This is a genomic window from Exiguobacterium sp. s48, assembly GCF_018617395.1.
Lineage (GTDB): Bacteria > Bacillota > Bacilli > Exiguobacteriales > Exiguobacteriaceae > Exiguobacterium.
The window spans coordinates 203,270-228,970 of the sequence record NZ_JACSKC010000002.1; the positions used below are offsets into that span (position 1 = coordinate 203,270).

The following is a 25,701-nucleotide window of genomic DNA, read 5'->3' on the forward strand; positions in this document are numbered from 1 at the left end:
GATCAGCCCTTGAACGTTTGAATCAATGTCCCTTTGCCATGCTCGACTTGCACAGAAGCGTGTGCCCCATTGACGAGCGTCATCTGCGGGGGAACGTGTCCGCAGTCGATATCGAAAAAGATAGGAACTCCGAGCATGTGATGGAGCTCCTCATACACCATCTCGGCCGTATAGTCTTGATGGATAGATGGGGCGTCACTCCTTCCGAACAGAATACCAGACGTATGATCGAACCAACCGGCCCACTTCATTTGAAGGAGGGTCCTTTTTAATGCCGGAACGTTTAGCTCAGCATTTTCAAAATACCAAAGAATTGGTTCATCATTCAGATGTTCGCGCTGGAACGTCTTGACGTCTCCATATGGCGTCCCGATTGTATGTAAGAGCACATCGAGACATCCACCGAGCAATCGACCAGTCGCGTGTTGACCACCGACGGCTTTCCATTCAGTCGTTTCCGTCAAATGAAACAGATGTGGCGTCGGATTGTCGTATTGCCATTCTTTTTGGAATTTCTCCGATGAGCGTTGGATGACCGTCTCATCTACGCGGGTCGAGAGGACATCGAGCCAGCGTGAACTCGTCTCGTCCCACACATCCGCACGCAAGTCGACCAAATTCGGACCGTGTGCCGAGGCGATTCCGGTTTTTAGCGTATAGACGAAGAGCAATAAACTCGTATCCGAGTAACCGAGCATCCATTTTGCGGGTAAGGACTGCCAATCGATTTGATTGAGGATTTCCATTAAAAGTTCTCCACCCCAAGGCGGAATGATCAAATCGACAGTATCGTCCTGCAAGAGATGTGACAGTTCGTGGGCGCGTACCCGAGCCGGGGCGGACTTCCCGAATTGTTGTTTCCACGCATTCGGAGTGAACTGTAGCGTAAATCCTCGATTGGAAAACTTCTGTTCCGCTTGATGCAATAAATGGTGTAGTTCTTCTGGTATGCCCGACGAAGGGGCGGTGACACCGACGTGATGCCCGGTCAATTGTGGATAACGAATCATGACGACCTCCTGTGGATAAGTGATGTGTACGGTAAAAGAAGCAGGTTATCCACATGTGGACAACTAGTTGGAGCGCATCCGTTCGGCATGACGCATTCCCCATTCGTTCATCGCTTCGAGAATCGGGATCAGTGTTTTTCCATACTCACTTAAGCGATAATCGACGCGGGGAGGGACTTCTGGATAGACGGTTCGGATGACAATATCTTGTTCTTCTAAGTCGCGGAGTTGCGCGGTCAATATCTTTTGACTGATTTTCGGTAACGCTCGCTTCAACTCACTGAAGCGTAACGTATCTCCATTAATCAGAACGAGGAGGATGGAGTGTTTCCATTTTCCTGTGATCAGCTCGAGAGCCGTATCGACTTCGCAGCTTGTTATATTGGTCACATTGCTCTTCCTTTCTAATAGTATCGTTGAGGTAACTATACCACCTTTTTGTGCCTACTTCTGCAATGTGAGCCGAGCGGGTATAGTGAAGGTGAGGTGATGAAATGAAAATTGAGAATATTGAATTAGGACCGGTGATGTTACGTGTCCGAGATATCGCACAAATGACACGATTTTATGTAAATGTGATTGGGATGAGCGTTTTAGAAGAAGCCGAAGAATGGGTTACGCTCGGAACGAAGGAGCGTTCACTTGTCATCTTGCACAGTGTCCCTCAGGCGAAGACAAATCCGCGTGCGGCTGGATTGTTTCACTTAGCGATTCTCTTGCCGAGTCGCGTGGAGTTAGGAAGTATATTGGCGCATCTCATTGAGCAGCGCATCGAAGTCGGACAAGGCGATCATTTAGTGAGTGAGGCGTTCTACTTAAATGATCCGGAAGGAAACGGGATTGAGCTGTACGCCGATCGTCCGAAAGAACAATGGTCGTATGAAGCAAACGGTCATGTGAAAATGGCGACTGAACCGGTTGACTATGAATCGATGCTTCAAGAGGCGAGCAATCGACCGTTCAATGGCTTACCGATTGGTACGATCATGGGACATGTCCATTTTAAAGTCCGGTCCATCGAAGCGGCGAAACGCTTCTATCATGATCGACTCGGTTTTTCTATCACGACGGATTCTTATCCAGGCGCGCTGTTCCTTGCGGCAGATGGCTATCATCATCACATTGGGACGAACGTGTGGGCCCGTTCGAGTGAAACTCTCGGAGCGGAAGCTGGAATCGAGGCATGGACGCTGCTCGTCAATGAGGAGACGAATCAGGCATTAGGAGGGACGTCTTCTGAATGGTCATTGACAGATGAAGATGGGATTACGGTGCATATTAAAAGAACGGACGCTTGAGGCGTCCGTTCTTTTTAACGTGCGGATGTTTTCTTCTGACTTGCGTTAAACGAGAGACGAAGTCCGCGTTTTTGATACGCTTGCTCGACTCGTTTTGGGTTGAGACTGAGCTCGAGATGAGCTAGTTTCAAGTGGTCAAGTGCCGGCACCGTGACATCAAGACGAACGAGCTCCATGTTGCGCTCTGCTTTTTTGCGTGTTCGTCTCAAGTTACGGGGCACCTCCTCTGACGTCAGTGCCGCGATCGTTTCATTTACTTGTTGTCGTTTGTCACCCTTGATACTCAAGGCAGAATACAGCTTATCGAGCGAACCGAATCGCTTGATGAGTTGAACCGATTGGCTTTCGTCGAGTCCTGCAACTGGAGGAATCCCGTCAGAACGGTCTCCTGTCAACGCTTTGACGGCTGACAATTGCTTCGGTTTCAATCCTTCGTATAACGCCGCAATCTCTTCTGGTCGAATTTCTAAATGACGCTTGAGCGGCAACGGACGGTTATCACGAATGTCACAGCGAGCCTGCATTTGCTGAAGCTCCTGTGTCTGTAACCAAACGGTGATTCGTGGACTGACAAGCTGTAACAAGTCTTTGTCTTTTGTCATGATGACCACAGGGGCACTGCAACTGAATTTACGTGCGATGTGGGCAATCAAATCTTCCCCTTCATATCCCTCTACTTGGAATTGTGGAATGCCACTATCCTCAAGTAGTTGGCGCATGAGTTCCATCTGCGCTTTCAATTCAGGCGGTGTTTGGCGTCTGCGGCGTTTATAGCCCGGGTATAACTCTCGACGCCATAATGTTTCACGTGAGACGTCCCAGACGACGACAAAATGAGTTGGACGATGTCTGCGTAGAATCGTCCGAATGAGGCCGGTCATTCCGATGACGGCACTCCGATCGTTTTTGGATACCTCGCGTCCTTTTTTCGTTCGGCTCGCGGCGGCACCATAATAAGCACTGGCCAGCATGGAGTTACCGTCAATCAAAAATAGTTTGCGTTCCATGCGTAACCTTCTTTCTATTTCTTTCTGTTTAAACCGAACATTTCGCCATGTTACGGTGATGTTGTGTCATTGAGTGCGTGACACTCAAATAAGCAACATATGTGCAGTATATCACGGCAAGAGGCGAAAATATAGCGACAGTTCGGTTCACACATGAAAAACCCTTCTCCAAATCAAAGAGAAGGGTTTAATAGAAACCTTATTCTGAGAGAGGCTCTTCCTCTTCACGTGAGGCCAAAATCAGGTCGACGAAGACGATTCGGTGGTTATCAACTTCACTGACAATCAATTCATGGTCGCCAGGTAAGAGGAAGCGTTCGCCCGTCCGAGCGTTCGCTTTTTGCGATAAGACAAATCCACCAACTGTATCGACATCGTCTTCGATTTCGATTCCAAATCGTTCCTCGAGTTCTTGTGTTAACACAAGTCCAGAGAGACGATAATGTTTCGGAGCAATTTCCGTAATTTCTGCTTGTTCATCTCGGTCGAACTCATCGCGAATCTCACCGACGATTTCTTCCAGGATGTCTTCAATCGTTAAGAGGCCAGCAGTTCCCCCGTACTCATCGATGACGAGACACATCATTGTCTGTGCGTTTTGCATCTTCACCATCGCTTCTTGAAGCGGCGTGAACTCGGTAACGAGTGGCAATTGATGAATGAATGACTCAAACGGTGCATCATTTTTTGAAAGTTGCGCGGTAAAGAGTTGCTTTGCATTCACAAATCCGAGCACGTCGTCACGGTCGCCATCTCGTGTGACCGGATAGCGTGTATATTGGTGCTCTTCGACAACTGAAATAATCTCTTCAATCGTATCTTCTTCATCGATCGTGACCATGTTCATCCGTGGAACCATGGCATCTTTGGCGATGCGCTCGTCAAACGAGAAGATGTTTTGTACATAGGCCAACTCATTTTCGTTGATTTCACCACTACGGAAGCTTTCTGTCATGATGATTTTTAACTCTTCCTCGGAATGTGCCGTTTCCTGCGCAGTCGTCTGAACACCGAATAGACGGAGTGTGAGTCGAGCCATGCTGTTCAAGGCACGGATGAACGGATAGAAAAGTTTCGTGAACACGTAAAGCGGACGTGCAACGAGGAGCGTTAATTTTTCCGCTTCATGAACGGCGAGCGTTTTCGGTACCAATTCTCCGATAACGACGTGAACGAACGCGATGACGAGAAACGCAATCAGGAACGATAAGAACGTCACGAGTGATTGTGAAATATTCAACTGTTCGACCAACGTGTGAACGTACGTTTCGATTTGATCGGCACCAATCCACCCGAGACCTAGTGCGGACAGTGTAATGCCAAACTGTGAGGCAGAGAGCGAGTCGTCGATATTCTCGATGACTTTTTTTGCGCTGACCGCTTTCTTATTTCCTTCGAGCACGAGCTGATCGAGTCTAGCGCTACGCACTTTCACAATTGAAAATTCGGCTGCTACAAAAAAAGCAGTCAGAAAGATTAAAAGCGCAACGACGAGTAAGCTGAGTAACATGGGACTGTCCAACAATTCCCCCAAAAATCGGGGAGTCACCTCCATTGAGTATAAGATCAAACGTCTTTCAGGCGTTTCCTGAAAACGAATAGTTTGTTTCAGTATAGTTGATTTGTTTGAATTATTCAAAATGCAGTCAAACATGTTTGATGAAGAGGTGAATGCGGGAACTAAATCCGAGAAGATGAAGGAGGAATTGATATGGCAAACTATCCAGAGTTAAAAGGAAAGGTCGCGGTCATCACAGGAAGTTCGAAGGGACTTGGACGTGCGATTGGGGAACGCTACGCGAAAGAAGGGATGAACGTCGTCCTGAACTATCGTAGCAGTGAAAAAGAGATGGAAGAAGTCATCCGTGGCATCGAGGCGGGTGGTGGGAAGGCTGTCGCCGTAAAAGGGGACGTTTCTGAAGAAGGACTCGCCGAGAAGATGATCGAGAAAGCCATCTCTGAGTTTGGGAAGATGGATATCTTCGTCAACAATGCCGGTGTACAAGTCGAAGCGAAAACACATGAGATGGAGTTCGATAATTGGAAAAAAATTATCGACGTCAACTTGAACGGAACGTTCCTTGGTGTCCGGGCTGCCTTGAAGTACTTCGTTGAGAACAAAATTGAAGGCAATATCATCAACATGTCTTCTGTTCACGAAGTCATTCCACGTCCTGGTTACACACATTACGCAGCAAGTAAGGGCGGCGTAAAAATGTTCACGAAATCAGTCGCTCTCGAATATGCACCGAATCACATTCGTGTGAATGCGATCGCACCTGGGGCGATTGATACGCCGATTAACGAAGAGACGATGAGCGACCCGGAAGAGAAGAAGGGGTTAGAAGCGCTCATCCCATCTCACGTCATCGGGAAGCCGGAACAAATCGCAGCCGTCGCTGCTTGGCTCGCATCGGATGAATCGTCCTATGTGACGGGGACGACGATCTTTGCGGATGGCGGACTTTCGCTTTATCCGTCATTCGGCCCAGAGAACAAAGTCCAATAAACAAGAGGGTGCGCTGATGCACCCTCTTTTCGTTTAGCTACTCATTTGATTGGTCATATCCATTTTAGGGAGACGGACGGTGAAAGTAGAGCCTTTTCCAATACTCGATGTCGCGTGAATCGTTCCACCGTGACCTTCTGCAATCTCTTTACAAATCGCAAGCCCGAGACCGGTCCCTCCGATTTTACGACTGGCAGAGTTGTCAACGCGATAGAACTTGTCAAACAACTTCGAGAGTGCAGTTTGGGGAATCCCGATGCCATGATCTTCAATCGAAATATCAATCCAATCCGGTTGCTCACATGAGATGCGGACGTTGATTTCTCCGCCATTAGGAGAATATTTCACGGCATTATGGAGCAAATTCATGAACAGTTGATTGAGTCGCGACCGGTCCCCAAATACATACAAATCTTCCTGACAATCAAACGAAATATGATGATGTTGACTTGATCCTCGATGCACTGTGATGGCCTGTTCCAAAATATCAGACAGGCGTTCCGGCTCATTGTGGTACGTTTGTTTTCCGGATTCCATCCGCTGTACATCGAGTAAGTTTGAAATCAGGTCTTCGAGACGCAGTGTTTCTTGATGAATCATCCCTAAATATTTTTCGGAACGTTCAGCTGAAAGCTTTCGGAAACGGAGAAGCTCGGTGAATCCAATGATACTCGTGAGCGGAGTACGGAGTTCGTGAGAAACGGTCGAAACGAGCTCAGTTTTCAAACGGTCGACTTCTGTTTCGTGTGTCACATCACGGAAAACGAGCATCGTCCCGTGACGCGTCCCTCTCAAGTAAATTTTTTCCGCATACATTTGAATGAAACGTTCTTCCTGATTCATTGAGAACGTGACGCTCTCTTCTTTACATTGTCCATCGAATGATCGTTCCATGAACGCGAAAAAGGCATCCTTTTGGTCAACTTGTAATCCAAGCTCTTCGAGACTTGCATCCAAACGATATAAATCGACTTCATTTCGTTTCGTAATCGGCTGATTGAACAACACGAAGAGCGCTTGGTTCGCTAATTTTTCGCTTGTCGCATGTTCGACGTAGATGACGGCATCACGGATGGAGTGAAGGAGCCGTGCTGTCTTCTCGCGTTCTTCCTCGATTCGATGACGCTGTGTCGTGAGAGAGGAAGCCATCTGACGGAAAGAGGTCGTCAATTGTCCGACTTCGTTTTTAGATTGAACGGTAGCTGTCGCGACTGGTTGTCGCTCTCCGGCAAGACGTTTACTGTTTTCAATCAATTCCTGGAGTTGACCCGTTAAGCGTCTGACGTAAGGTCGAGCGACGATGAAGAGAATGAAGAGCACCCCGAGTAAAGAAAGGAGCCAGAGCGCCTGTGCCCATTTCGTATGTGTCGCAAGTTGAGCACGGAGTGCATCCTCTTCTGCGTTCAGTGAGTTCCGGTATTCCGTGAAGACGCTCTCCATGTCGACGATGCTCGCGCTCATATCCGCAGCACTTTTCGAATTGATTTTGAATTTACGATCTGCCGGTGGCTCTTTTTGAGGGTTCACCTTACCGAGCGTTGGCATCTTTAAAAAGGGCTCGGTTACACTACCGTCCCGTTTTCCTGCTACATAACGTTCAAGGCTTGGCATGACACGTTCCTGATACGCGACAAACAGTGTACGCGCATCGCTCGCGTATGTTTTTTCTTTTTCGGTCACTGCGTTCTGTTCGAACCAAGTCGTCTGTTCGTCAATCAAGACTTGTTTATCTTGCACACGTTCTAACATCGCATCGTCCCCAAGGAGGACATAACCGCGCATTTCATATTGCATCGACTGCCATGTCTCGAACAATTCGGTCGCATTTGTGCGCCGTTCACTGATGTTCTCAAGCGATGACGTCGTCTGTTCGATTTGGTTTTCCGTATACACATATACGGCAAGCGACGTGAGGAGGATCAGTCCGATGAATAAATAGAAGACGAATAAAAATTGTCTCCCGATCCGTTGGTCAATCCATGACTTCATAAAGACCGTTCCTTCCTAGAATGTTGAACATTCCGACTGTGACTAATATTCTACGTGTGTCGTTCTTTCATTGTACAGATTCAACTCTTTAGATGCTAGATATTGAGAAATCAAGGTAATGAACACTATTGGTCATTGAACAGTAGTGGATAGTATGCTATTGTTCTATGTATAATAGGGGGTGGGATGATGAATCCTCAATTCAAAAAAGGTGTGCTCAATCTGTGTGTGTTAGCACTCGTTGCGGAACAAGACCGCTATGGGTATGAGCTCGTCCAGGCGATTTCGGCCAAAGTGGCGATTTCAGAAGGTGCGGTCTATCCGTTGTTGCGTCGATTGACGACAGAGGGTTATTTCACGACATATTTAATGGAATCCGGGGAAGGCCCTCCACGGAAGTATTATCAAATTACGGAACAGGGCCGCGAGCACTTGTCTGACTTGCGAACGGAATGGGATGTATTTACGAACGGTGTCAATGACTTAATTCGAGGGGGAGACGACAGATGAATGAAGAACAGTACTTGTTAGAGCTCGAACAACTATTGATGAACGTGAAGGTGAAAGATCGGCTCGATATATTAAGGGATGTGTCTGAATATTTCACGAGCGGTCGATTAGAAGGAAGAAGTGACGAAGAAATGGCACGTGAGTTAGGGGAACCGAGCGTACTCGCATCGGAATTACTTGCCTCTGTAGACTTTGAAGAGTCAGTATCGACACGACCTCCGGCGGTTGTGAAAAGTTCGGCCGTAGCTTTTCAAAGTGTCCTCGTTCAAGTTCAACATGCGCAGGTGTTCGTCACTCCTTCACAAGACGGATACGCTTATGCGACGCTTGAAACAGAGACCGATCATGGGGTCGTGATGGATATCGTTGGGGATACGTTGGAGATTCGCATTGAATCCGAACGTCGTTTCGGTCTTTCGGATCTGTTCTCATGGTTTGGGTCGAAGGCACCAGTACTTCGAGTGGAATTACCACATCACGCCTATCATCAGATTCAGTTGAAGAATCGTCATGGTTCGAGTGATGTACAAGATCTCCAAGCGGAACGATTCCATGTGGAGAGTGAGAACGGTCGAATCGTCGCGCATCAGATTCAAGCGAAACAGGGTGTCCTGCGCACTTCGAACGGAAAAGTGGTCGCATCGAGTTGCAACGGTCACGACTGGGAGCTCCATTCCTCAAATGGTCGCGTCGAAGCGAAACATTCTCGACTCGAGCGGATCAACATCCATTCCTCGAACGGTCGAATCGATGTCAATCATGTCGAGGGAGCCATCGATGCCAAAACCTCTAACGGACGAATTGACTGTAGTGTTCAATCGATTCAATCACCAATTCGGTTGAAAACGAACAACGGGAAGATTGACTTACAAGTCGATGAGCGTCCGGACGATGTTACAATCCGAGCGAAGTCGCGAAACGGGAAAGTCAATGTATTCGGGGAGCGTTCGAAAGAATGCGTATTCGGAGACGGATCGATTGAAGTGAAGTTGACAAGCTCAAACGGGAGCGTCACGGTATCAGGATAAATAAAGTCCCACCATCAATCGATGGTGGGACTTTATTTATAGGTCATGCACCAACACATAGGCGACTCGAACGGGTATGGAGGACGTACAACAGAAAAAGATCCTCGTCATATGACAAGGATCTTCTGTCAAATTTATAGGAAGAACATTTCCAAGATGAAGAGTGCGCCAAACAAGTAGATGAGCGGATGAACCGTCTCTTTGTTCATCGCTTTGAAGATTGGGTACAAGATGAAGCCGAAGGCGATTCCCCGTTCGATGCTTCCTGACAAAGGCATGATCAAAATCGTCATGAACGCCGGGAAGTATTCGCTAAAGTCACTCCAGTCGATATACCGGACGTTCGTCAACATGAGTGCCCCGACGATGATGAGTGCAGGAGCCGTAATCGCCGCAACGCCAGAGATGGCGCCGATAAGTGGGCTGAAGAAGAGTGTCAATCCGAATAACCCAGCGACGACGGCCGTCGTGAGCCCTGTACGTCCACCTTGCGCGACACCGGCAGCAGACTCGATGTATGCCGTAGACGGGCTTGTTCCGACTAGTGATCCACCCATTGTGGCAAGTGAATCGGCAAAGAGTGCACGGTGACCATTTTCAATCGTTCCGTCTTCCTTTAAGAGACCTGCCTGTTTTCCGACACCGACAAGCGTACCTGTCGTATCGAACAATGTGACGAGGAAGAACGAGAGGACAGCACCGAACAAACCGTATTGAATGACATCACTAAATGCCGTCACGGGGTTGACCATGAGTCCTTCCGGAAGCGTCGGCATCGCCGTGACACCATCGATTTTTAAGATATCCATGAAGTATGCTGCAATCCCAGTGAGTACCATCCCGATGAGTAAAGAACCGGGTACGTTTCGTGAGAAGAGGAGTGCTGAGACGATCAAACCACCGAGTACAAGTAGTACTTCTGGAGAAGACACGTCACCGAGACGCACCAAGTTTGCTTCGTCAGCAACAATTAAGCCTGATAATTTTAATCCGAGTGAAGCGATGAAAAGACCGATTCCGGTCGTGATGGCATGCTTCAACGAAGTCGGAATCGCTTGAATCAACTTCGTCCGAATTGGAGAGAGCGACAAAATTAAGAAAAAGACGGACGAGACGAAGACAACGCCGAGCGCGGCAGACGGTGCAATCTGTTCTTGGGCGACGAGCGTGTAAGCAAAAAATGCGTTGAGCCCCATTCCTGGCGCCACGGCGATTGGTAAGTTCGCATAAAACGCCATCAAGCCAGTCCCGATGAGGATGGCAATGATTGTCGCTGTGAATGCTTGTGCGAACGGAATCCCTGCGTCAGATAGAATCGCTGGGTTGACGACAGAGATGTACGCCATTGTCACGAACGTTGTGATCCCAGCAGTCACTTCTTGTTTAACATTCGTACCATGTTGTTTCAATTGAAAAATATTCATCGATATAACTCCTTATTTCGGTCTATTTCCGAACATTAATTGAGAAAAATGTTTAAATTAACGTTATCAACTTGATGACTATACAAAAATGTTTGATTCCCGTCAATTGTTTTGAGTAAAAAACATGAAAAATGAAAATTGAAGACAAATAATGTTCGGAAATAAACTTTTTTAAAAAAGATACTTGCTCTGAAACGCGTTTCAGAAGATACGGTATAGACAAAGGGAGGGGAACCGATATGAAACCGACAACGTGGAAGACATGGTGCAGTGGAATCGTATACGAGCTCGTCATCAATCAGTTGTATACACCGTTTGGAAAAATGTTGTGTACCCGTTTCCGTGAAGAGTTTCTTCATCTGCCGTTAGAAGAGCGCTTCCGTCTCGTTCAAGCGATTCGTTGTCAAGTCATCGAAAGAGGTGACAGTCAGCAAGCAGAGTGGGTACACTATATGCAAAGACTGACAAGTTGAGGTGAGACGAATGGCAAACATTCGAGATATCGCAAAGCACGCTGACGTTTCGGTGACGACGGTTTCGCGCGTCTTGAACGAGCATCCGTACGTATCGAAAGAAAAACGGACCCGTGTCCACGAAGCGATGAAAGAACTCGGGTATTTGCGAAATCAACAGGCACTGACGTTGTCGACAGGGAAGACGCAACGAATCGTCGTCATTCTACCTTATATGGATCATCCGTATTACGGTTTCTTCGTCAATGGGCTTGCCAAGGCGGCGCTCGAGCACGATTACCGGCTCGTCATGTGGCAGACGGAGTATAAGTTGAGCGAGGAACGACAAGCGCTCGATTTATTGAAACATCGTGAAGTCGATGGGGCAATTGTCTTGTCTCACGAGATGTCCTTTAAAGAAATGGAGACATATCGTGCGTACGGACCGATTGCTGTGGCGACCGTCGGTGCACCGGAAACGATCTCGTCGATCCATGTCGATCATTACGCGTCGTTCGTATCAGGTATTCATGTGCTACAGGAGCATGGATATGAAGAGATTGGAATCATCTTGTCAAGAAGCCATAGTCCAAGTTCCCTTGCGCGTCAGCAAGCCTATTTCGATGAAGTAGCGCATGCGCGTGAGCAATGGATTTGGACCGGCTATTTGACGAGTGAGGACGGTATTCGGTTAGCTGAAACGTTTCTCTCTCAAAAAGAGCGTCCTCGAGCGCTCTTTTTCTCGTCTGATTATGTCGCTCTCGGATTTTTAGGAGAGATGCAACGGCGAGACATCAAGATTCCTGAGGAAGTCGCCATGCTCGGGTTTGACGGACATCCGATCGGTCAGGCATTCGGACTATCGACGATGCTTTCCCCGAATGAACAGATTGGTCGTCGCCTGTTTGAAACGACGCTCGCTGAGATGAATGGAGCCATCCCAGAGATTCACGGAATGACTGTCAACTATCAAGCGGGAATGACACTTTAGGCAACATCCTCGCTCGACTCTTTTGAAACGTTTAGAATGAAAGGAGTAGTCGAGAGGAGGAGATGTTATGAAGATTCAAGTAACAGAAGAAGCGCTCCAATGGTTTAAAGAAGAAATGGAAGTCGAAGCGGGCCAAACGGTTCGTTTGTTTGCAAAATATGGGGGTTCGACAGACTTGACGCACGGTTTCTCCGTTGGGGTCATCACGGAAGACGTGAACAATGCGGCTGTTGAGACCGAAGAAGACGGCATTCGTTTCGTCGTGGCGGAACAAGATGAGTGGTTGTTCCAAGGACAAGACGTGAAAGTCGAACTTCGCGGAGAAGAAATCGTCTTCGTGCAGGCCTGACGTTTCAGTTTGTTTACGTTTAATGAAATGTCGTTTGACGAAATCTGGCTTGGGGAACAGATTACGACAAGTCGGATTTTCGAAAGGATGACACGATATGTCAGACAAAGAAAAGCGTGAGCAAGAAGAAAAGTTGAAACGAGATCAACCGGACATCTCCCATGAAGAAGATTCAAAAGGAGATCACTCCGACCTCGAAGAGACAGATGAAGACGAACAATCATAAGAGCCGACACGGCTCTTTTTGTTTGGGAATTGAAAGAAATGCCGTGGACGTTATAATGGATAAGGGAAAACTATTTAGTGAGGAGAATGAGACATGAGTACAGTACTAGTCTTCGGACATAAAAATCCAGATACCGACACAATCACGTCAGCGCTCGCCTATGCCGAGTTGAAAAAGAAATTAGGAATGGACGCAGAGGCAGTTCGTCTCGGTGAAGTGAACGGGGAAACACAATATGCGCTCGATCACTTCCGCGTAAAAGCACCACGCTTGATTGAAAGCGTGAAAGGTGAGACCGAAGAAGTCATCTTGGTCGACCATAACGAGTTCCAACAAAGTGCGGATGGTATCGAGGACGTGCGAATCCTTGAAGTCATCGACCACCACCGCATCGCAAACTTCCAAACGGCAGACCCACTCTACTATCGTGCAGAGCCAGTCGGCTGTACGGCGACGATTTTGTTGAAGTTGTATAAAGAGCATGGTGTCGAAATCGCAGCGGATATGGCCGGTTTGATGCTTTCAGCTATCATCTCGGACTCACTTCTCTTTAAATCACCGACATGCACGGATGAAGACGTCAAAGCCGCGAAAGAACTCGCTGAGATCGCTGGCGTCGATGCAGAAGCATACGGGCTTGAGATGCTCAAAGCCGGGGCGGACCTTAGCCAAAAAACGATTGAAGAACTCATCTCACTCGATGCGAAAGAATTCGCAATGGGCGACTATCGTGTTGAAATCGCGCAAGTGAACACGGTCGATGCGAACGATGTCTTGAACCGTAAAAAAGAAGTCGAAGCCGCAATCGCCAACACGGTTGCAGCGAAAAACTTAGACTTGTTCGTATTCGCCATCACGAATATTTTGACGAACGATTCGGAAGCCATCGTCGTCGGACCAAAACCAGAACTCTTCGAACAAGCGTTCAACGTCACGCTTCAAAACGGATTAGCGACACTTCCGGGCGTCGTCTCGCGTAAGAAGCAAATCGTGCCTGTTTTAACAGAAGCGGCAACAAAATAAAAACTCGAAGCGAATGCCTCGAGCGGAACTGCAGCCGATTAATCGTCTGCAGTTTTTTCGTTTTGTTGAAGAAGAGTCTTTTTCAAATAATATTGTTTATGCTCTGTTGTCGGATGGTTCTCGATTACTCCAACGACTTCATAACCGAGTCCGATATAAAAGTCAGGTGCCTGAAAGCTGAACGTGTCGAGTTGAATGAGATGGCATTGATGCTCGATGGCACACTGTTCGATACGCGTCATCAACTCTGTTCCATATCCCTCTCCTCGAAGCTGTTCGTCCACCCATAAGAAATGAATATGCATCGAGTACCAAAACACCGTCCCGGTTACACCCCCGACAATCTGATTGTCATCGTCCCGAACGATGAAACTCACGTGTTCGATGGGGTGCTTCACTTCATCCGGCAATTGTGATGCGTTATATTCAATCAAACGCTGTCGAATATATTCGCGATCTTCCTGATTCCACTGTTGAACAATCTTCATCCACTCACCCTTTCTTCATTACGATCCTGTACTTGCAAAAGCGCGCAGTCCATATAACCAAAACCGATAGGCGATGACGAGTGAGAGGGTTGCGACAAGCGGGGTCGCTAGTGCAAACATGGTGAACCCACGTCCTTCAAAGAAATACATCGCCGGATAAAATGCTGTAAAGCCAAATGGGATGATATACGTCAATACGAACATGATGACTTTCGAATAGATGGTCATCGGATAGCGTGCAAAATCACTCAAACTGAATACAGCGAACACAACCGGTAGACTATCAATCATCCAAAACGAGAACGTCGCAAAGAATAAGTTGACCGCGATATAAATCATTCCGCTCGCGAGAACCATGATGAGAAGAACGATCACGTCCATCACACTCCATGTCATTCCGAGCTCATTCGAGGCGAGCCATAGTACGCTCCCCCCAATCAAGAGTTGACCGAACCCGTCTTGTTGAACCCGTTCGGCGACGATTTGGAACAGCGGATTCGGGACGCATGAGAATACGGTCCAAGTTCCCTGTACGGATGTATTGCCAGCCGATCGTCCAAAGGTTATCAAAAAAGATATGATGGACGGCTCGACCTAAAAACGCGATGCCATAGATGAACAAAATCTCGTAAAATCCCCAACCGTTCAGCGATTCGATGTGTTGAAAGACAATCGATAAAAAGAAGAGTGCGGCAAATTGTTGACCGAAGACCGACAAGACCCCAATCAAGAAATCCATCCGATATTCCATCATCACTTTAAAATGATTTTTGGCATAGAGCCAATACAGTTTCGTATATCGTTTCATCCGCCAAACACCGTCACTTTCCGAACCGCATACGCGAATAAGAGTCTTACAAATAGAAAGAAGGCAACGACCCATGCGAGTTGAATCAAAATCGACGACCATATTGAAGATGCATCGATCCCACCTGTATAGATGGCGACAGGCACATAGACGAGTGAGGCGAACGGTAAATACAAACTAATTGTCTGGAACCACTCCGGGAATAGGGTGAGCGGAATGATTGCCCCAGACATGATGGTAATGACCGCCTCCTGTAATACGGAAAGTCCCCACACGTTCACCGTATAAAAGGACAACACGCCGACGAGTAAATCAATCAGTGTCGCAAGTAAAATCGCGAGTATGACGCTAATTGAGAAGGCGAACACACTCTCGAGGGAAGTCGGAGGGTCAACCCCGATAAATAGCATGGCGATGACAAGAAGCGGTAGCGTCGAACGGAAAAAGGTCGATGTTTTTGTCCCGATGTCTTGAGCGAGTAATTTATCCAGTAAATGATAGGGGCGAAGTAGTTCGACGGCGACCCCGCCATGTTTGATGAGATGCGCGAGTTCACGTCCGGCGCCTCCTCGGAATTGATCGAGCATCGTTGCAAGTACGGCATACGTCAACATCATCGAGAGCGAGATGCCTGACACGTCGGTTTTATTCTCATAGACGGCCTGCCAAAAGAAATATAAGATGAACAGGCGCATCGTCACCGAGAACATACTTGCCCAGTACCAGGCCGTATAAGCCATATCGACTTTAATTTGTGAGGCAGCGAGCGCTACATATTTTTGAAGCCTCATGCGCTCACCTCAGGCTGATACAGGTTTCGAATCAACGTCTCCATTTTCGGTACGACAACGGATAAGTCTTTCACTTGATTGCAGTTCACGATTTCACGAATCAATTGTCCGCTTGAAATTTCATGATGGTTGAATGCCAGTTGAATGGTATCTGTCTCGGACGCAAGTTCCGTGACGACTCCTGTCACCGACGGCGGGATGGTGAATGTTGTCCCTTCGTCGAGTGTGATTTCAAGCGTCCGTTCATTGTTGAACGTCTGTTTGAGTGTCTCGATGCGGTCGTCATAAATGATGCGTCCCTCGTCTAGGACGATGACCCGATCACACACTTCTTCAATATCCTGCATATCGTGTGTCGTCAAAATGACTGTTGTCCCCCAGGCATCACTGATTTCCCGAATGAACGCCCGAATCGTCTCTTTGATATCGATATCGAGACCGATTGTCGGCTCATCTAAATACACCACACGGGGGCGATGTAAGAAAGCGGCAGCGAGCTCACAGCGCATTTTTTGTCCGAGTGATAGCTGGCGGACAGGTACGTCGAGCAGAAGTTCTAGCTGGAGTTGCTCGATGAACCAAGCAACGGTCTCATCGAACTCTGAACGCGGCACTTCATAGATTTCCCGAAGCAAGTCAAACGACTCCCGAACCGGAATATCCCAAAACAACTGTGTTCGCTGACCGAAGACTGCTCCGATTTGGCGAGCGTTTTGAATCCGGTCCTCGTGTGGATCGATGCCGAAGACACGGACGGATCCAGCATCCGGACGAAGGACGCCGGCGAGCATTTTGATCGTTGTCGATTTTCCAGCACCGTTGAAGCCGATGTATCCGACGCGTTCGCCTGGAGCGATGGACAAGTCGATTCCTTTCACGGCTTCTTTAATGCGATACTTTCTTGAAAACAAAGCCTTGATGGCGCCTTTTAAGCCGGCATCACGTTCTAAAATTTGATAGTGTTTCACGAGATCGTGGACCTCGATAGCTGACTGTGACATACGTTCCTCCTCATTCATGCAAGCGTTTTCCTTCATCAGAATAGCATGTGAATCTGGGATTTCCTACCTGTACAAAAAAAGACCGGACGATGAAGTCCGATCTTACGATGATTTTGTTTGTCGCCCGTACGTTCCGAGACGCCATAGTTTCTCAAACGGTCCATAGCGGTGACTCTTCAGCCACCACATCGAGAAGAACGCCTGGACAATCAAAATTCCGATGCTGAGGAATAAGCCTTCGGTTAAAGAAAGCGCCCCGTATGCCCCGAGTGCGATCACCGGTATGAAGACGATCAGTGTATGCGTCAAATAATTCGTGAGTGCCATCCGACCGAGCGCTTGAAGCGGCACGAACGTACGACCTTTACGAACGGCTACCGTGAACAGACAGACGTAAGTCGTGGCGAGTAACTTCCCGGAAATCAAGACGGCGAACAAGTTCAGCCAAAAGTATGGATACCCTTCACCGTAGTGATGCCAAATGATCACGCCGAAGAAAGGGAGGGCGAGGACGGCGCAGATGATGGCCGTTCGCATTAAGCCTTCTAGACGCCACGTCAGGAGTTTTCGTTCGCGTCCGATGTACAGTCCGAATAAGAATAAACTGAGAATCTCGAAGCCGACAACGAAAGAGTTGGAGAAGGCGTTAAAGATCTCAACAGAATATCGATAATCGAACCAGGCACCAAACCCTTGATTGAATACATCAGGGAACGGAATACCGCTGTAATAGGTTCCGCCCACGCTCCATTCATTCAATGCGGAAGTTCCATATAAGAGCAGGATACTTCCAATCAACAGTCCCCATGCCCACGTCAGAATGGCACGGTTGCTCAACTTATAGAAAAGGGGAAGCAATATGCCCCACATCGCGTACGTATGGAGGATATCGCCTGACCAAATCGCCAAGTGTGCGAGTCCGAATAAGAAAAGAATTGCAATGCGGCGTATGTAACGACTGACCGATTCGCCACGAGCGTAAGAACGCTCGAGGAAAATCGAAAAGCCGATTCCGAATAAGAGGGAGAAAATCGTATAAAACTTCGTCTGCACGAACAAATCGAAGAGTGTGCGGACGAACAGGTCGCTCCCATAATAGTCGGGACGACCGAATAGCCAGTCGCTCCCGAGCATGCTTGGGATATTGACGAGGAAAATGCCGCAGAGGGCAAACCCTCGGATAATATCATACAAAATAATCCGTTCATTCGTTTGAATTGGGCCAGCCATACGACACGTCCTTTACTGAGTTAGAATACTTTCGTCGTCCATGATTCACAGTTCCAGACGTCTGTGACGATATCCTCATAGAATTCTGGTTCGTGACTGATGAGGAGGACGCTTCCCTTGTACTCTTTCAACGCACGCTTCAACTCTTCCTTCGCGTCGACGTCCAAGTGGTTCGTCGGCTCATCGAGTAAGAGCAAGTTCGTTTCGTTGTTTAAGAGTTTACACAGGCGTACTTTCGCCTTTTCCCCACCACTGAGGACAGAGATTTTACTTTCAATGTGCTTCGTCATGAGACCGCATTTCGCGAGCATCGCGCGTACCTGTTGTTGGTTGAGTGACGGGAACTCGCTCCAAATCTCTTCGATACATGTGTTGTTGCTCGATGCTGCTTCCTGTTCGAAGTAACCCATCTCAAGGAACTCACCGCGTTCGACGGTTCCTTCAAGCGGGTTGATCAAGCCGAGCAGACTCTTCAAGAGCGTCGTCTTCCCGATTCCGTTCGCTCCGACGAGGGCAATCTTCTGACCGCGCTCCATCTGGAGGTCGAGCGGACGTGAGAGCGGCTCGTCGTATCCGATGACAAGACCTTTCGCATCAAAGATGAGGCGTCCCGACGTACGTGCCTGCAAGAAGCGAAATTCTGGTTTCGGACGTTCCGCGCTCAATTCGATGACATCCATCTTATCGAGTTTCTTCTGACGTGACATCGCCATGTTTCGTGTCGACACACGCGCCTTGTTTCGGGCAACGAAATCTTTCAAATCCGCGATTTCAGCTTGTTGACGCTTGTAGGCGGCTTCAAGTTGCGAACGCTTCATCTCGTACACTTCCATGAACTTGTCATAGTCGCCGACGTAGCGGTTCAACTCTTGGTTTTCCATATGGTAGACCAAGTTGATGACGCTATTTAAGAACGGGATATCGTGTGAGATCAAGATGAAGGCATTGTCGTAGTTTTGGAGGTAGCGCTTCAACCACTCGATGTGCACTTCATCCAAGTAGTTGGTCGGCTCATCGAGGAGCAAGATATCTGGCTTCTCTAAAAGCAACTTCGCGAGCAATACTTTCGTACGCTGTCCACCTGATAAGTCCGTGACGTCACGATCGAGACCAACGTCTAAAATACCGAGACCACGTGCGACTTCTTCTACTTTCGCATCGATGATATAAAAGTCGTTCGAGTCGAGCGTCTCTTGAAGTTCACCGACCTCAGCGAGCATGTCTTCCATCTGTTCCGGTGTCGCGTCACCCATCTCCATGTAGAGTTCGCCGATGCGCGTCTCCATGTCGATCAAGTATTGGAAAGCACCTTTCAAGACGTCCCGAATCGTCATCCCGCGCTCAAGCACCGCATGTTGATCGAGGTAACCGACACGGACGTTTTTCGCCCATTCGATTTTTCCTTCATCCGGTTGCAGTTTGCGTGTGATGATGTTCATGAACGTCGATTTTCCTTCACCGTTCGCTCCGACGAGACCGATGTGCTCTCCTTTTAAAAGGCGGAAAGAGACATCGTTCAAAATAGCGCGGTCACCAAAGCCGTGGCTCAAGTTTTGTACCGTTAATATACTCATAATTCGTTTTCGTTCCTTTCAAAGTAAACTACCCGATATTGTAGCATGAATCCGATTAAATTAGTACGCCAGTCCGACCGACTCCCGTACGTGTTCTTGTTCTTCAATCGCATGAAGCATGAACTGAGCGACGTCTGCCCGTGAGATGTGTTTCCCGTTCTCTGGCACTTCATCGATGGCCATGCGATAAGTCGAGGTGCGAGGACCATCCGTCAATTGCATCGGTCGTACGATGGTATAGTCGAATGACGAATTTCGCCATAAGTCCACGGCTGCCCGATGATCGCGGAGCGGTTTCCGCAGCATGAACGTAATGGCTTTCCCCGCAAGTCCCGGAATTTCATTGTCGATTCCCGCTGAAGCGAGATAGATGATACGTGAGATGTTGTTCGCTTTCATCGCCGGGACGAGTTTGTCTGTGACACTCGCTAAAAAGTCCGGGTCGCTTAAATCCGTACCGAGACAGCTGACAACCGCATCGTGACCATGCATTGCTTCCGTCAATGCATCGATGTCATATAAGTCGCCTTCGATGATTTCAAGTTGTGGGGTTCGAATCAACTTTTTCTGTTCACGAACGAACGCGGTGACGTCATGACCGTGCTCGATGGCTTGATCGATGAATTGATGTCCGGTCCGACCGGTTGCGCCTAATACGAATAACTTCATAAGGGCAGGGCTCCTCTCTCATATCCAGTATCTACAGTATACAGCAGTTTCAGAAAAATCGAACATTTCACCGTTTGATTCCAACCTATTGCATTTCTCTTCAGCTCGTCTACAATAAGGTCTATCTTAGAAAAATAGATTCGCACTCGTATATCAGCGGAAATATGGTCCGCAAGTCTCTACCGAACTACCGTAAATGGTTCGACTACGGGTGGCGCTTGTCGTATGCTGTCGTTGATTTCCATGCGGTTCGTTGCCTCCCGATGAGGGGTGACGAATCGCATTTTTTATTGGAGGGAACAACAATGAAGCAGTTAGAAGACAAAATCCGTGAAGAGGGTCGGGCCTTATCCGACCAAGTGTTGAAAGTCGACGCTTTTTTGAATCATCAAGTCGATCCCGTACTCATGCAAGCAATCGGTAAAGAATTCACGAAGCGTTTCAAAGACGCTCAAATAGACCGCATCGTCACACTTGAATCGAGCGGAATCGCACCGGCGATGATGACGGCGCTTGAGATGGGCATCCCGTTCGTATTCGCGCGTAAGCGGAAATCGCTGACGCTCCAAGATGATCTCGTGGAAGCAGACGTGTATTCGTTCACCAAGCAGGAGACGAACCGCATCAGCTTGAGCCGGCGTTTCGTCTTACCAGGCGAACGTGTTCTCGTCATCGATGACTTCCTCGCGAACGGGGAAGCGGCACTCGGATTGACACAACTCGTCGAAGCCGCAGGTGCAGAGGTCGCAGGGGTTGGCATCGTCATCGAGAAGTCGTTCCAACCAGGGCGCGATAAATTGATGGAGCGTGGCTATCGCGTCGAATCGTTGGCACGTATCGCGAAATTAGAGAAAGACCATATCTCGTTCGTGGAGGTCGTTCGATGAATACGTTCAAGACAGCCAGTCTAGGGTTCCAGCATCTCCTCGCGATGTACACGGGAGCGGCAATCGTCCCGCTCATCGTCGGTGGTGCCATCGGGCTTGGACCGACCGAACTCGCCTATCTCGTCGCAATTGATTTATTCATGTGTGGGGTAGCGACGTTACTACAAGTATGGACGACACGCTTCACGGGTGTCGGATTGCCGGTCGTCCTCGGATGTACGTTCACGGCGGTCGGGCCGATGATTGCCATCGGAAGCGCGAACGGGATCACCGCTATTTATGGTGCGTTGATTGCGAGCGGGCTCATTGTCATCCTCATTTCCGGTTTTGTCGGGAAACTTGCACGCTTTTTTCCGCCGGTCGTGCTCGGTTCGGTCGTGACGATTATCGGTCTCTCACTAATCCCGGTTGCCATCAATGACATCGGTGGCGGGATGCCGGGTGAGCCTGGATTCGCATCTATGCAGAATCTCGGATTAGGTGGTTTGACGATTTTACTCATTCTCTTCTTGAACCGAGTCGGGACCGTCTTCACACGTGCCGCTGCCATCCTCTTTGCCGTCCTCATCGGAACAGGGGTCGCTGCTTCGCTCGGTCTCGTCGATTTTAGTCCTGTCCGTGAAGCGAGTTGGTTCCAAATGGTTCAACCGTTCTACTTTGGGGTGCCGACATTCGATGTGTCTGCCATCCTCGTCATGACGCTCGTTGCCATTATCTCGATGATTGAATCGACCGGCGTGTTCTTGGCGCTCAGTGACATCACGAAAAAGCCGATCGGTGCAAAAGAATTGACGAAAGGGTATCGTGCGGAAGGCGTCGCAACGATTCTCGGAGGAATTTTCAACAGCTTCCCATACACGACGTTCAGTCAAAATGTCGGACTCGTTCAATTGTCAGGTGTGAAATCGCGCCGTGTCATCTTCTGGACAGGTGGGTTACTCATCTTGCTCGGGTTCCTCCCGAAAGTGGCCACATTCACAACCTTGATTCCAAAGCCTGTTTTAGGTGGGGCGATGCTCGTCATGTTCGGAACGGTCGCCGCTTCTGGGATTCGGATTCTGAGCCAAGTCGATTTTTCGAAAAACGAGAACTTGATCACCATTGCACTTTCGATAGGTGTCGGACTCGGTATTACAGCAAATCCGGCCATCGTCGCCAATATGCCGGAATGGCTTCAATTGTTCACAGATAGTGCCATCGTGGCAGGCTCCTTCACAGCACTATTATTGAACGGATTCTTCCGTATGATGGACCGTTTCCGTCCCGGGACAATCATTGCCGAGGAACGACAAGTCGGCTAGACTGAAGGAAATAGTAGTCGAGGAGGAGTCTTGAATGGGGAAAACTGCACTTGTCGTAGGCGCGACCGGATTGATTGGCCGCGAATTGGTTGAACAGTTGTTAGAAAGTGATCGTTATGATGCCGTCTGGATTGTCGTCCGTCGCTCGAAGCGTTGGAGCCATCCGAAGCTACATGAAGTCGTCGGGTTCGAGGAAATGGATGCATCCCTTCCGCATATCGATGACACGTATTGCGCACTCGGTACGACAATTGCGGTCGCTGGATCGCAAGAAGCGTTCAAACAAGTCGACCTGGAGTTGCCACTTGAAGTTGCCCGGATCGCTAAGGCACATGGTGCAACACGCTATGCGGTCGTATCGGCGCAAGGTGCATCGTTACGTTCATCCTTCTTTTACAATCGGGTAAAAGGGGAGCTTGAGAATGCGTTACGGATCTTCAACTTCCACCATTTGATTATCGCACGTCCGTCTTTATTGCTTGGGGAACGTGATTCATTCCGACTCGGAGAGAAAGCGGCTGAAGTTCTCAGTCGACCGTTCCAACCATGGTTAATGGAAAAGGCACCGGAAGTCGCACCGATTCAAGCACTGCATGTCGCCCGTGCCTTGATCATGGCATCTGAAGAAGGCGAAGGGGTCGAAGTGCTGACGTCAGGGATGATGCAGAGGATGAGCCGATGACTCCATTGACGAAAAAACGAACGAAAGCCGTCTTGATTGATAGTGTCATTGCAGGTCTTGTCAGCGTTGGCGTGGAACAACTCGTACGCAAGAAAGTAAAGAGCGAGTTCGTGCATGCGGTCATCACACCGACACTGCTGACGTACGCCATGGAAGCCTGCCAAATGAGTCGAGGCGGACAAACCATCGGCTATAAACTGATGGGGCTTGAATTGAAAAACGATGACGAAACGCCTGTCACGGCGAAACAAGCACTACAGCGCGCCCTACACCGTGATACTTCGTCAGTCGTTCGTTATTGGAAAGACCGTGCACATTTCGAACAAGAAGACGGCGCCGTGTTACCGCACGATGCCCGTTACCATATGCATGTACGTGAAAAGAACTGACCATAGGCCAGTTCTTTTTTCAATCCTTGATTTTACTTAAGATGGCAGTCGTTAAGGCGACGATTGTTCCGAGGACGAGTCCATTCGAAAAGACGGTCGCAAGGAGCGGTGGCAAGTCATTCATGGAACCGGGTGGCAGAAGCATCGCCCCGGCACCGATGACGAGTGGGAGACCGACCGTAAGTGAGGCCGTCGATTGTTTTAATTCGAAGGCGGCCTCATTGATTCCGATGATGATCATCGTCGCGATAAGCGGAGTCACAATCGCATAACCGACAGCAGCCGGGATACTCGCAATCAACGAGACGAATGGACCGATGAGTGCTAACCCCATCATGAGGGCGTGGGCAATCAAATGCGGAGCACGCTGGACGCTCTCCGTCGAAGAAAGGAAACCAGCTGTCCCGGAGATGGCGACAGGACCCGGTGTACCGAACAGACCGGCCACGACTTGACTGACGCCACTGGCGACACCCGATGCGGGAACGTTCCCTTTGATTTCTCGTTTTTCGCGAGAACTGACGATGCGCTCAATCAACTTGATGTTCGCAAGGACGTTTGTCATGAGAAGCAAGGTGATGACGAAAGCCGTCGGCAACAAGTTCCAATCCCACATCCAATTCCCGAACGGAAGCAGTTCCGGTACGAGGAAGAAGGATTCTGAACGAACGATTGGATTTCCAAGGTCGAGTAAATGGAACAAGCCGAACCCGACGAATAGTGTCATGACGAGTCCGTATTGTTTGAAGCGACTTTGTTCGAGCGTGAGCGCGAACAAAACGAGCCCTGCCGTCGCGACAGCTTGGACGACATTGATTCCGTTTTCCGTCACCCCGAAGCCACCTTTAATGACGGCTCCTGATAATTGGAGGACGAGTAAAATCATATAGACGCCAAGCACTTGTGGTGTAAAGAGGGAGAGCATGCGTCTTAAGATACCGGTGACAGTCAGCAACACACCGATCACACCGCTCAAAAATAGCATGAATCCGAGTGCCTGTAGCGTCTCTTGTTGACTTCCATATAAGGCGGGACCGATGGATGCGTATAAGGTGAAGACGCCCCACCAAATGCCGGCAGGTCCTTCGAGAATAGGGAGGCGATGGCCGAGCATTGTCTGGATGATGCTGAAGAGTGCGAAGATGAAGAGTGAGCGGGATATGAAGGTCATCGTCTCATCTGGCGAAAGTTCAAACAAGGCGGCGATGGAGAGTGGTGGTACAATATTTGTAGCTAAAATAAAAATAAACCACTGAATCGTCGTGGTTACATTACTTTTGGTCATGGTGTCCCCCTGATCATACTTTTTCTTATTAGTGTAACGTTATGGTGAAGTGGATGCAAATGGAGGCTATATAATGAAGAAATTCTTCAAGTGGACCGCACTCACAATCGTAGGATTGCTCCTTGTCGCGGTAGCTGGCTTTTTGATTTGGACACAGTTTACGTATGGACCGACCGATGAAGCGACCCAGTATGCGGAAGAGGGGAAAGTGGTCGACAACCGTCTCGAGTTTGGAGACACGGCGAGTGAAGTCGGTGTCATTCTATACCCTGGGGCGAAAGTAGAGAAAGAGGCGTATGCGTATTATGGAACACGTTTGGCCGAGGAAGGATACTTCGTTGCCATTCCATCGCTTCGTCTCAATTTAGGCATTTTAGATATCGACGCAGCCGATCCCATCATCGAAGCACATCCGGAGATTGAACGTTGGATCGTAGCCGGTCATTCACTCGGAGGTTCAGCGGCATCTGGTTACGCGCTTGAGCATCAAGAGTTAGTGGAAGGTGTCATTTTCCTTGCATCATATCCGATCAGCTCGATGGTCGATAGTGACTTACGCGTGCTATCTATCTCGGGTGAGCTAGATGGATTGGCTGTCCCAGAAGACATCGAGGCGAGTCGAAGTGATCTTCCTGACGATAGTCAATTCGTACAAATTAAAGACGGGAATCATGCGAATTTCGGAATGTATGGTCCTCAAAAAGGCGATCAGGAAAGTCCGCTCACATCGAAAGAACAACTCGACGAAGTATTATCAGCAATTCTCGAATGGTTATGAAA

Annotated in this window: 27 protein-coding genes, 1 pseudogene and 1 riboswitch; of the genes and pseudogenes, 14 read left to right on the top strand and 14 right to left on the bottom strand. The window is 48.7% G+C overall.

Annotation, left to right across the window (positions count from 1 at the left end):
* Positions 1-2 precede the first annotated feature (2 nt).
* Positions 3-1,010, bottom strand: a complete 1,008-nt coding sequence (locus KNO66_RS11385; protein WP_214742589.1) for a S66 family peptidase — start codon at positions 1,008-1,010, stop codon at positions 3-5.
* A 63-nt stretch (positions 1,011-1,073) separates the two neighbouring features.
* Positions 1,074-1,400 carry a winged helix-turn-helix transcriptional regulator gene (locus tag KNO66_RS11390; RefSeq protein WP_015880434.1) on the bottom strand — a complete coding sequence of 109 codons (327 nt, stop codon included), beginning with the start codon at positions 1,398-1,400 and terminating at the stop codon, positions 1,074-1,076.
* A gap of 104 nt (positions 1,401-1,504) precedes the next feature.
* Between KNO66_RS11390 and KNO66_RS11395 the strand changes: the two genes are divergently transcribed.
* The gene (locus KNO66_RS11395) at positions 1,505-2,308 is read left to right on the top strand and encodes a VOC family protein (RefSeq protein WP_214742590.1); all 804 of its coding nucleotides are present in this window, start codon (positions 1,505-1,507) and stop codon (positions 2,306-2,308) included.
* A 14-nt stretch (positions 2,309-2,322) separates the two neighbouring features.
* Here KNO66_RS11395 and KNO66_RS11400 read toward each other — a convergent pair whose 3' ends face one another.
* Both KNO66_RS11400 and KNO66_RS11405 read right to left on the bottom strand, forming a co-directional pair.
* Entirely contained in the window at positions 2,323-3,315 is a 993-nt protein-coding gene (locus KNO66_RS11400) for a 5'-3' exonuclease (RefSeq protein ID WP_214742592.1), read from the bottom strand.
* 199 nt (positions 3,316-3,514) lie between these two features.
* A complete protein-coding gene (locus tag KNO66_RS11405; RefSeq protein ID WP_214742593.1) occupies positions 3,515-4,837 on the bottom strand; it encodes a hemolysin family protein in 1,323 nt (440 codons plus the stop codon).
* A 189-nt stretch (positions 4,838-5,026) separates the two neighbouring features.
* Between KNO66_RS11405 and KNO66_RS11410 the strand changes: the two genes are divergently transcribed.
* Entirely contained in the window at positions 5,027-5,824 is a 798-nt protein-coding gene (locus KNO66_RS11410; RefSeq protein WP_214742595.1) for a glucose 1-dehydrogenase, read from the top strand.
* Positions 5,825-5,857: 33 nt separating this feature from the next.
* On the opposite strand, the gene KNO66_RS11415 is transcribed toward KNO66_RS11410, so the two are convergent.
* On the bottom strand, positions 5,858-7,813 hold the full coding sequence (locus tag KNO66_RS11415) for an ATP-binding protein (protein ID WP_214742596.1): 1,956 nt from the start codon (positions 7,811-7,813) through the stop codon (positions 5,858-5,860).
* Positions 7,814-8,002: 189 nt separating this feature from the next.
* On the opposite strand from KNO66_RS11415, the gene KNO66_RS11420 reads away from it, so the two are divergent.
* Together KNO66_RS11420 and KNO66_RS11425 are read left to right on the top strand one after the other, a co-directional pair.
* Positions 8,003-8,323 (top strand): PadR family transcriptional regulator, encoded by a 321-nt coding sequence (locus tag KNO66_RS11420; protein ID WP_214742597.1) that lies wholly within the window; start codon positions 8,003-8,005, stop codon positions 8,321-8,323.
* On the top strand, positions 8,320-9,351 hold the full coding sequence (locus tag KNO66_RS11425; RefSeq protein WP_214742598.1) for a DUF4097 family beta strand repeat-containing protein: 1,032 nt from the start codon (positions 8,320-8,322) through the stop codon (positions 9,349-9,351). Before KNO66_RS11420 ends, KNO66_RS11425 begins: the two co-directional genes overlap by 4 nt.
* A gap of 134 nt (positions 9,352-9,485) precedes the next feature.
* Here KNO66_RS11425 and KNO66_RS11430 read toward each other — a convergent pair whose 3' ends face one another.
* Positions 9,486-10,769, bottom strand: a complete 1,284-nt coding sequence (locus KNO66_RS11430; protein ID WP_031424359.1) for an NCS2 family permease — start codon at positions 10,767-10,769, stop codon at positions 9,486-9,488.
* 245 nt (positions 10,770-11,014) lie between these two features.
* Between KNO66_RS11430 and KNO66_RS11435 the strand changes: the two genes are divergently transcribed.
* The 5 genes from KNO66_RS11435 to KNO66_RS11450 all read left to right on the top strand — a co-directional run bounded on the left by KNO66_RS11435 (position 11,015) and on the right by KNO66_RS11450 (position 13,816).
* Positions 11,015-11,248 carry a hypothetical protein gene (locus KNO66_RS11435; RefSeq protein ID WP_214742599.1) on the top strand — a complete coding sequence of 78 codons (234 nt, stop codon included), beginning with the start codon at positions 11,015-11,017 and terminating at the stop codon, positions 11,246-11,248.
* 10 nt (positions 11,249-11,258) lie between these two features.
* Positions 11,259-12,218 (top strand): LacI family DNA-binding transcriptional regulator, encoded by a 960-nt coding sequence (locus tag KNO66_RS11440; protein WP_214742600.1) that lies wholly within the window; start codon positions 11,259-11,261, stop codon positions 12,216-12,218.
* 67 nt (positions 12,219-12,285) lie between these two features.
* Positions 12,286-12,567: a HesB/YadR/YfhF family protein gene (locus KNO66_RS11445; RefSeq protein ID WP_074034990.1), complete on the top strand. Its 282-nt coding sequence runs from the start codon at positions 12,286-12,288 to the stop codon at positions 12,565-12,567.
* A gap of 97 nt (positions 12,568-12,664) precedes the next feature.
* Positions 12,665-12,793 carry a hypothetical protein gene (locus KNO66_RS14960; protein WP_285800741.1) on the top strand — a complete coding sequence of 43 codons (129 nt, stop codon included), beginning with the start codon at positions 12,665-12,667 and terminating at the stop codon, positions 12,791-12,793.
* 93 nt (positions 12,794-12,886) lie between these two features.
* A complete protein-coding gene (locus tag KNO66_RS11450; protein WP_214742601.1) occupies positions 12,887-13,816 on the top strand; it encodes a manganese-dependent inorganic pyrophosphatase in 930 nt (309 codons plus the stop codon).
* A 38-nt stretch (positions 13,817-13,854) separates the two neighbouring features.
* Here KNO66_RS11450 and KNO66_RS11455 read toward each other — a convergent pair whose 3' ends face one another.
* The 7 genes and pseudogenes from KNO66_RS11455 to KNO66_RS11485 all read right to left on the bottom strand — a co-directional run bounded on the left by KNO66_RS11455 (position 13,855) and on the right by KNO66_RS11485 (position 20,377).
* Positions 13,855-14,304 carry a GNAT family N-acetyltransferase gene (locus KNO66_RS11455; RefSeq protein ID WP_214742602.1) on the bottom strand — a complete coding sequence of 150 codons (450 nt, stop codon included), beginning with the start codon at positions 14,302-14,304 and terminating at the stop codon, positions 13,855-13,857.
* A gap of 18 nt (positions 14,305-14,322) precedes the next feature.
* Positions 14,323-15,112 (bottom strand): annotated as a pseudogene (locus KNO66_RS15035) (ABC transporter permease).
* Positions 15,109-15,903, bottom strand: a complete 795-nt coding sequence (locus KNO66_RS11465) for an ABC transporter permease (protein ID WP_214742603.1) — start codon at positions 15,901-15,903, stop codon at positions 15,109-15,111. Before KNO66_RS11465 ends, KNO66_RS15035 begins: the two are co-directional and overlap by 4 nt.
* Positions 15,900-16,904, bottom strand: coding sequence for an ABC transporter ATP-binding protein (locus KNO66_RS11470; RefSeq protein ID WP_214742604.1), 1,005 nt, complete (start codon positions 16,902-16,904; stop codon positions 15,900-15,902). Before KNO66_RS11470 ends, KNO66_RS11465 begins: the two co-directional genes overlap by 4 nt.
* Before the next feature lie 102 nt (positions 16,905-17,006).
* The gene (locus KNO66_RS11475) at positions 17,007-18,134 is read right to left on the bottom strand and encodes a DUF418 domain-containing protein (protein ID WP_214742605.1); all 1,128 of its coding nucleotides are present in this window, start codon (positions 18,132-18,134) and stop codon (positions 17,007-17,009) included.
* A 20-nt stretch (positions 18,135-18,154) separates the two neighbouring features.
* Positions 18,155-19,708, bottom strand: coding sequence for an ABC-F family ATP-binding cassette domain-containing protein (locus KNO66_RS11480; RefSeq protein ID WP_015880457.1), 1,554 nt, complete (start codon positions 19,706-19,708; stop codon positions 18,155-18,157).
* A 60-nt stretch (positions 19,709-19,768) separates the two neighbouring features.
* Positions 19,769-20,377: an NAD(P)-dependent oxidoreductase gene (locus KNO66_RS11485; RefSeq protein WP_214742606.1), complete on the bottom strand. Its 609-nt coding sequence runs from the start codon at positions 20,375-20,377 to the stop codon at positions 19,769-19,771.
* A 126-nt stretch (positions 20,378-20,503) separates the two neighbouring features.
* Positions 20,504-20,605: riboswitch (purine riboswitch) on the top strand.
* Positions 20,606-20,682: 77 nt separating this feature from the next.
* Here KNO66_RS11485 and KNO66_RS11490 point away from each other — a divergent pair.
* From KNO66_RS11490 to KNO66_RS11505, 4 genes are read left to right on the top strand one after another with little or no spacing between them, the layout of a single operon-like run.
* Complete coding sequence (locus KNO66_RS11490; RefSeq protein ID WP_214742607.1) at positions 20,683-21,264, top strand: xanthine phosphoribosyltransferase; 582 nt, start codon at positions 20,683-20,685, stop codon at positions 21,262-21,264.
* Complete coding sequence (locus KNO66_RS11495) at positions 21,261-22,565, top strand: nucleobase:cation symporter-2 family protein (RefSeq protein WP_214742608.1); 1,305 nt, start codon at positions 21,261-21,263, stop codon at positions 22,563-22,565. Before KNO66_RS11490 ends, KNO66_RS11495 begins: the two co-directional genes overlap by 4 nt.
* 34 nt (positions 22,566-22,599) lie before the next feature.
* Complete coding sequence (locus tag KNO66_RS11500; RefSeq protein WP_214742609.1) at positions 22,600-23,247, top strand: NAD(P)H-binding protein; 648 nt, start codon at positions 22,600-22,602, stop codon at positions 23,245-23,247.
* Positions 23,244-23,636, top strand: coding sequence for an RDD family protein (locus KNO66_RS11505; RefSeq protein ID WP_214742610.1), 393 nt, complete (start codon positions 23,244-23,246; stop codon positions 23,634-23,636). Before KNO66_RS11500 ends, KNO66_RS11505 begins: the two co-directional genes overlap by 4 nt.
* Positions 23,637-23,655: 19 nt before the next feature.
* Here the strand turns inward: KNO66_RS11505 and KNO66_RS11510 are convergent, their stop codons facing one another.
* Positions 23,656-24,921, bottom strand: coding sequence for a purine/pyrimidine permease (locus KNO66_RS11510; RefSeq protein ID WP_214742611.1), 1,266 nt, complete (start codon positions 24,919-24,921; stop codon positions 23,656-23,658).
* Positions 24,922-24,994: 73 nt separating this feature from the next.
* Between KNO66_RS11510 and KNO66_RS11515 the strand changes: the two genes are divergently transcribed.
* Entirely contained in the window at positions 24,995-25,699 is a 705-nt protein-coding gene (locus KNO66_RS11515) for an alpha/beta hydrolase (RefSeq protein ID WP_214742612.1), read from the top strand.
* The last annotated feature ends 2 nt before the right edge of the window (positions 25,700-25,701 follow it).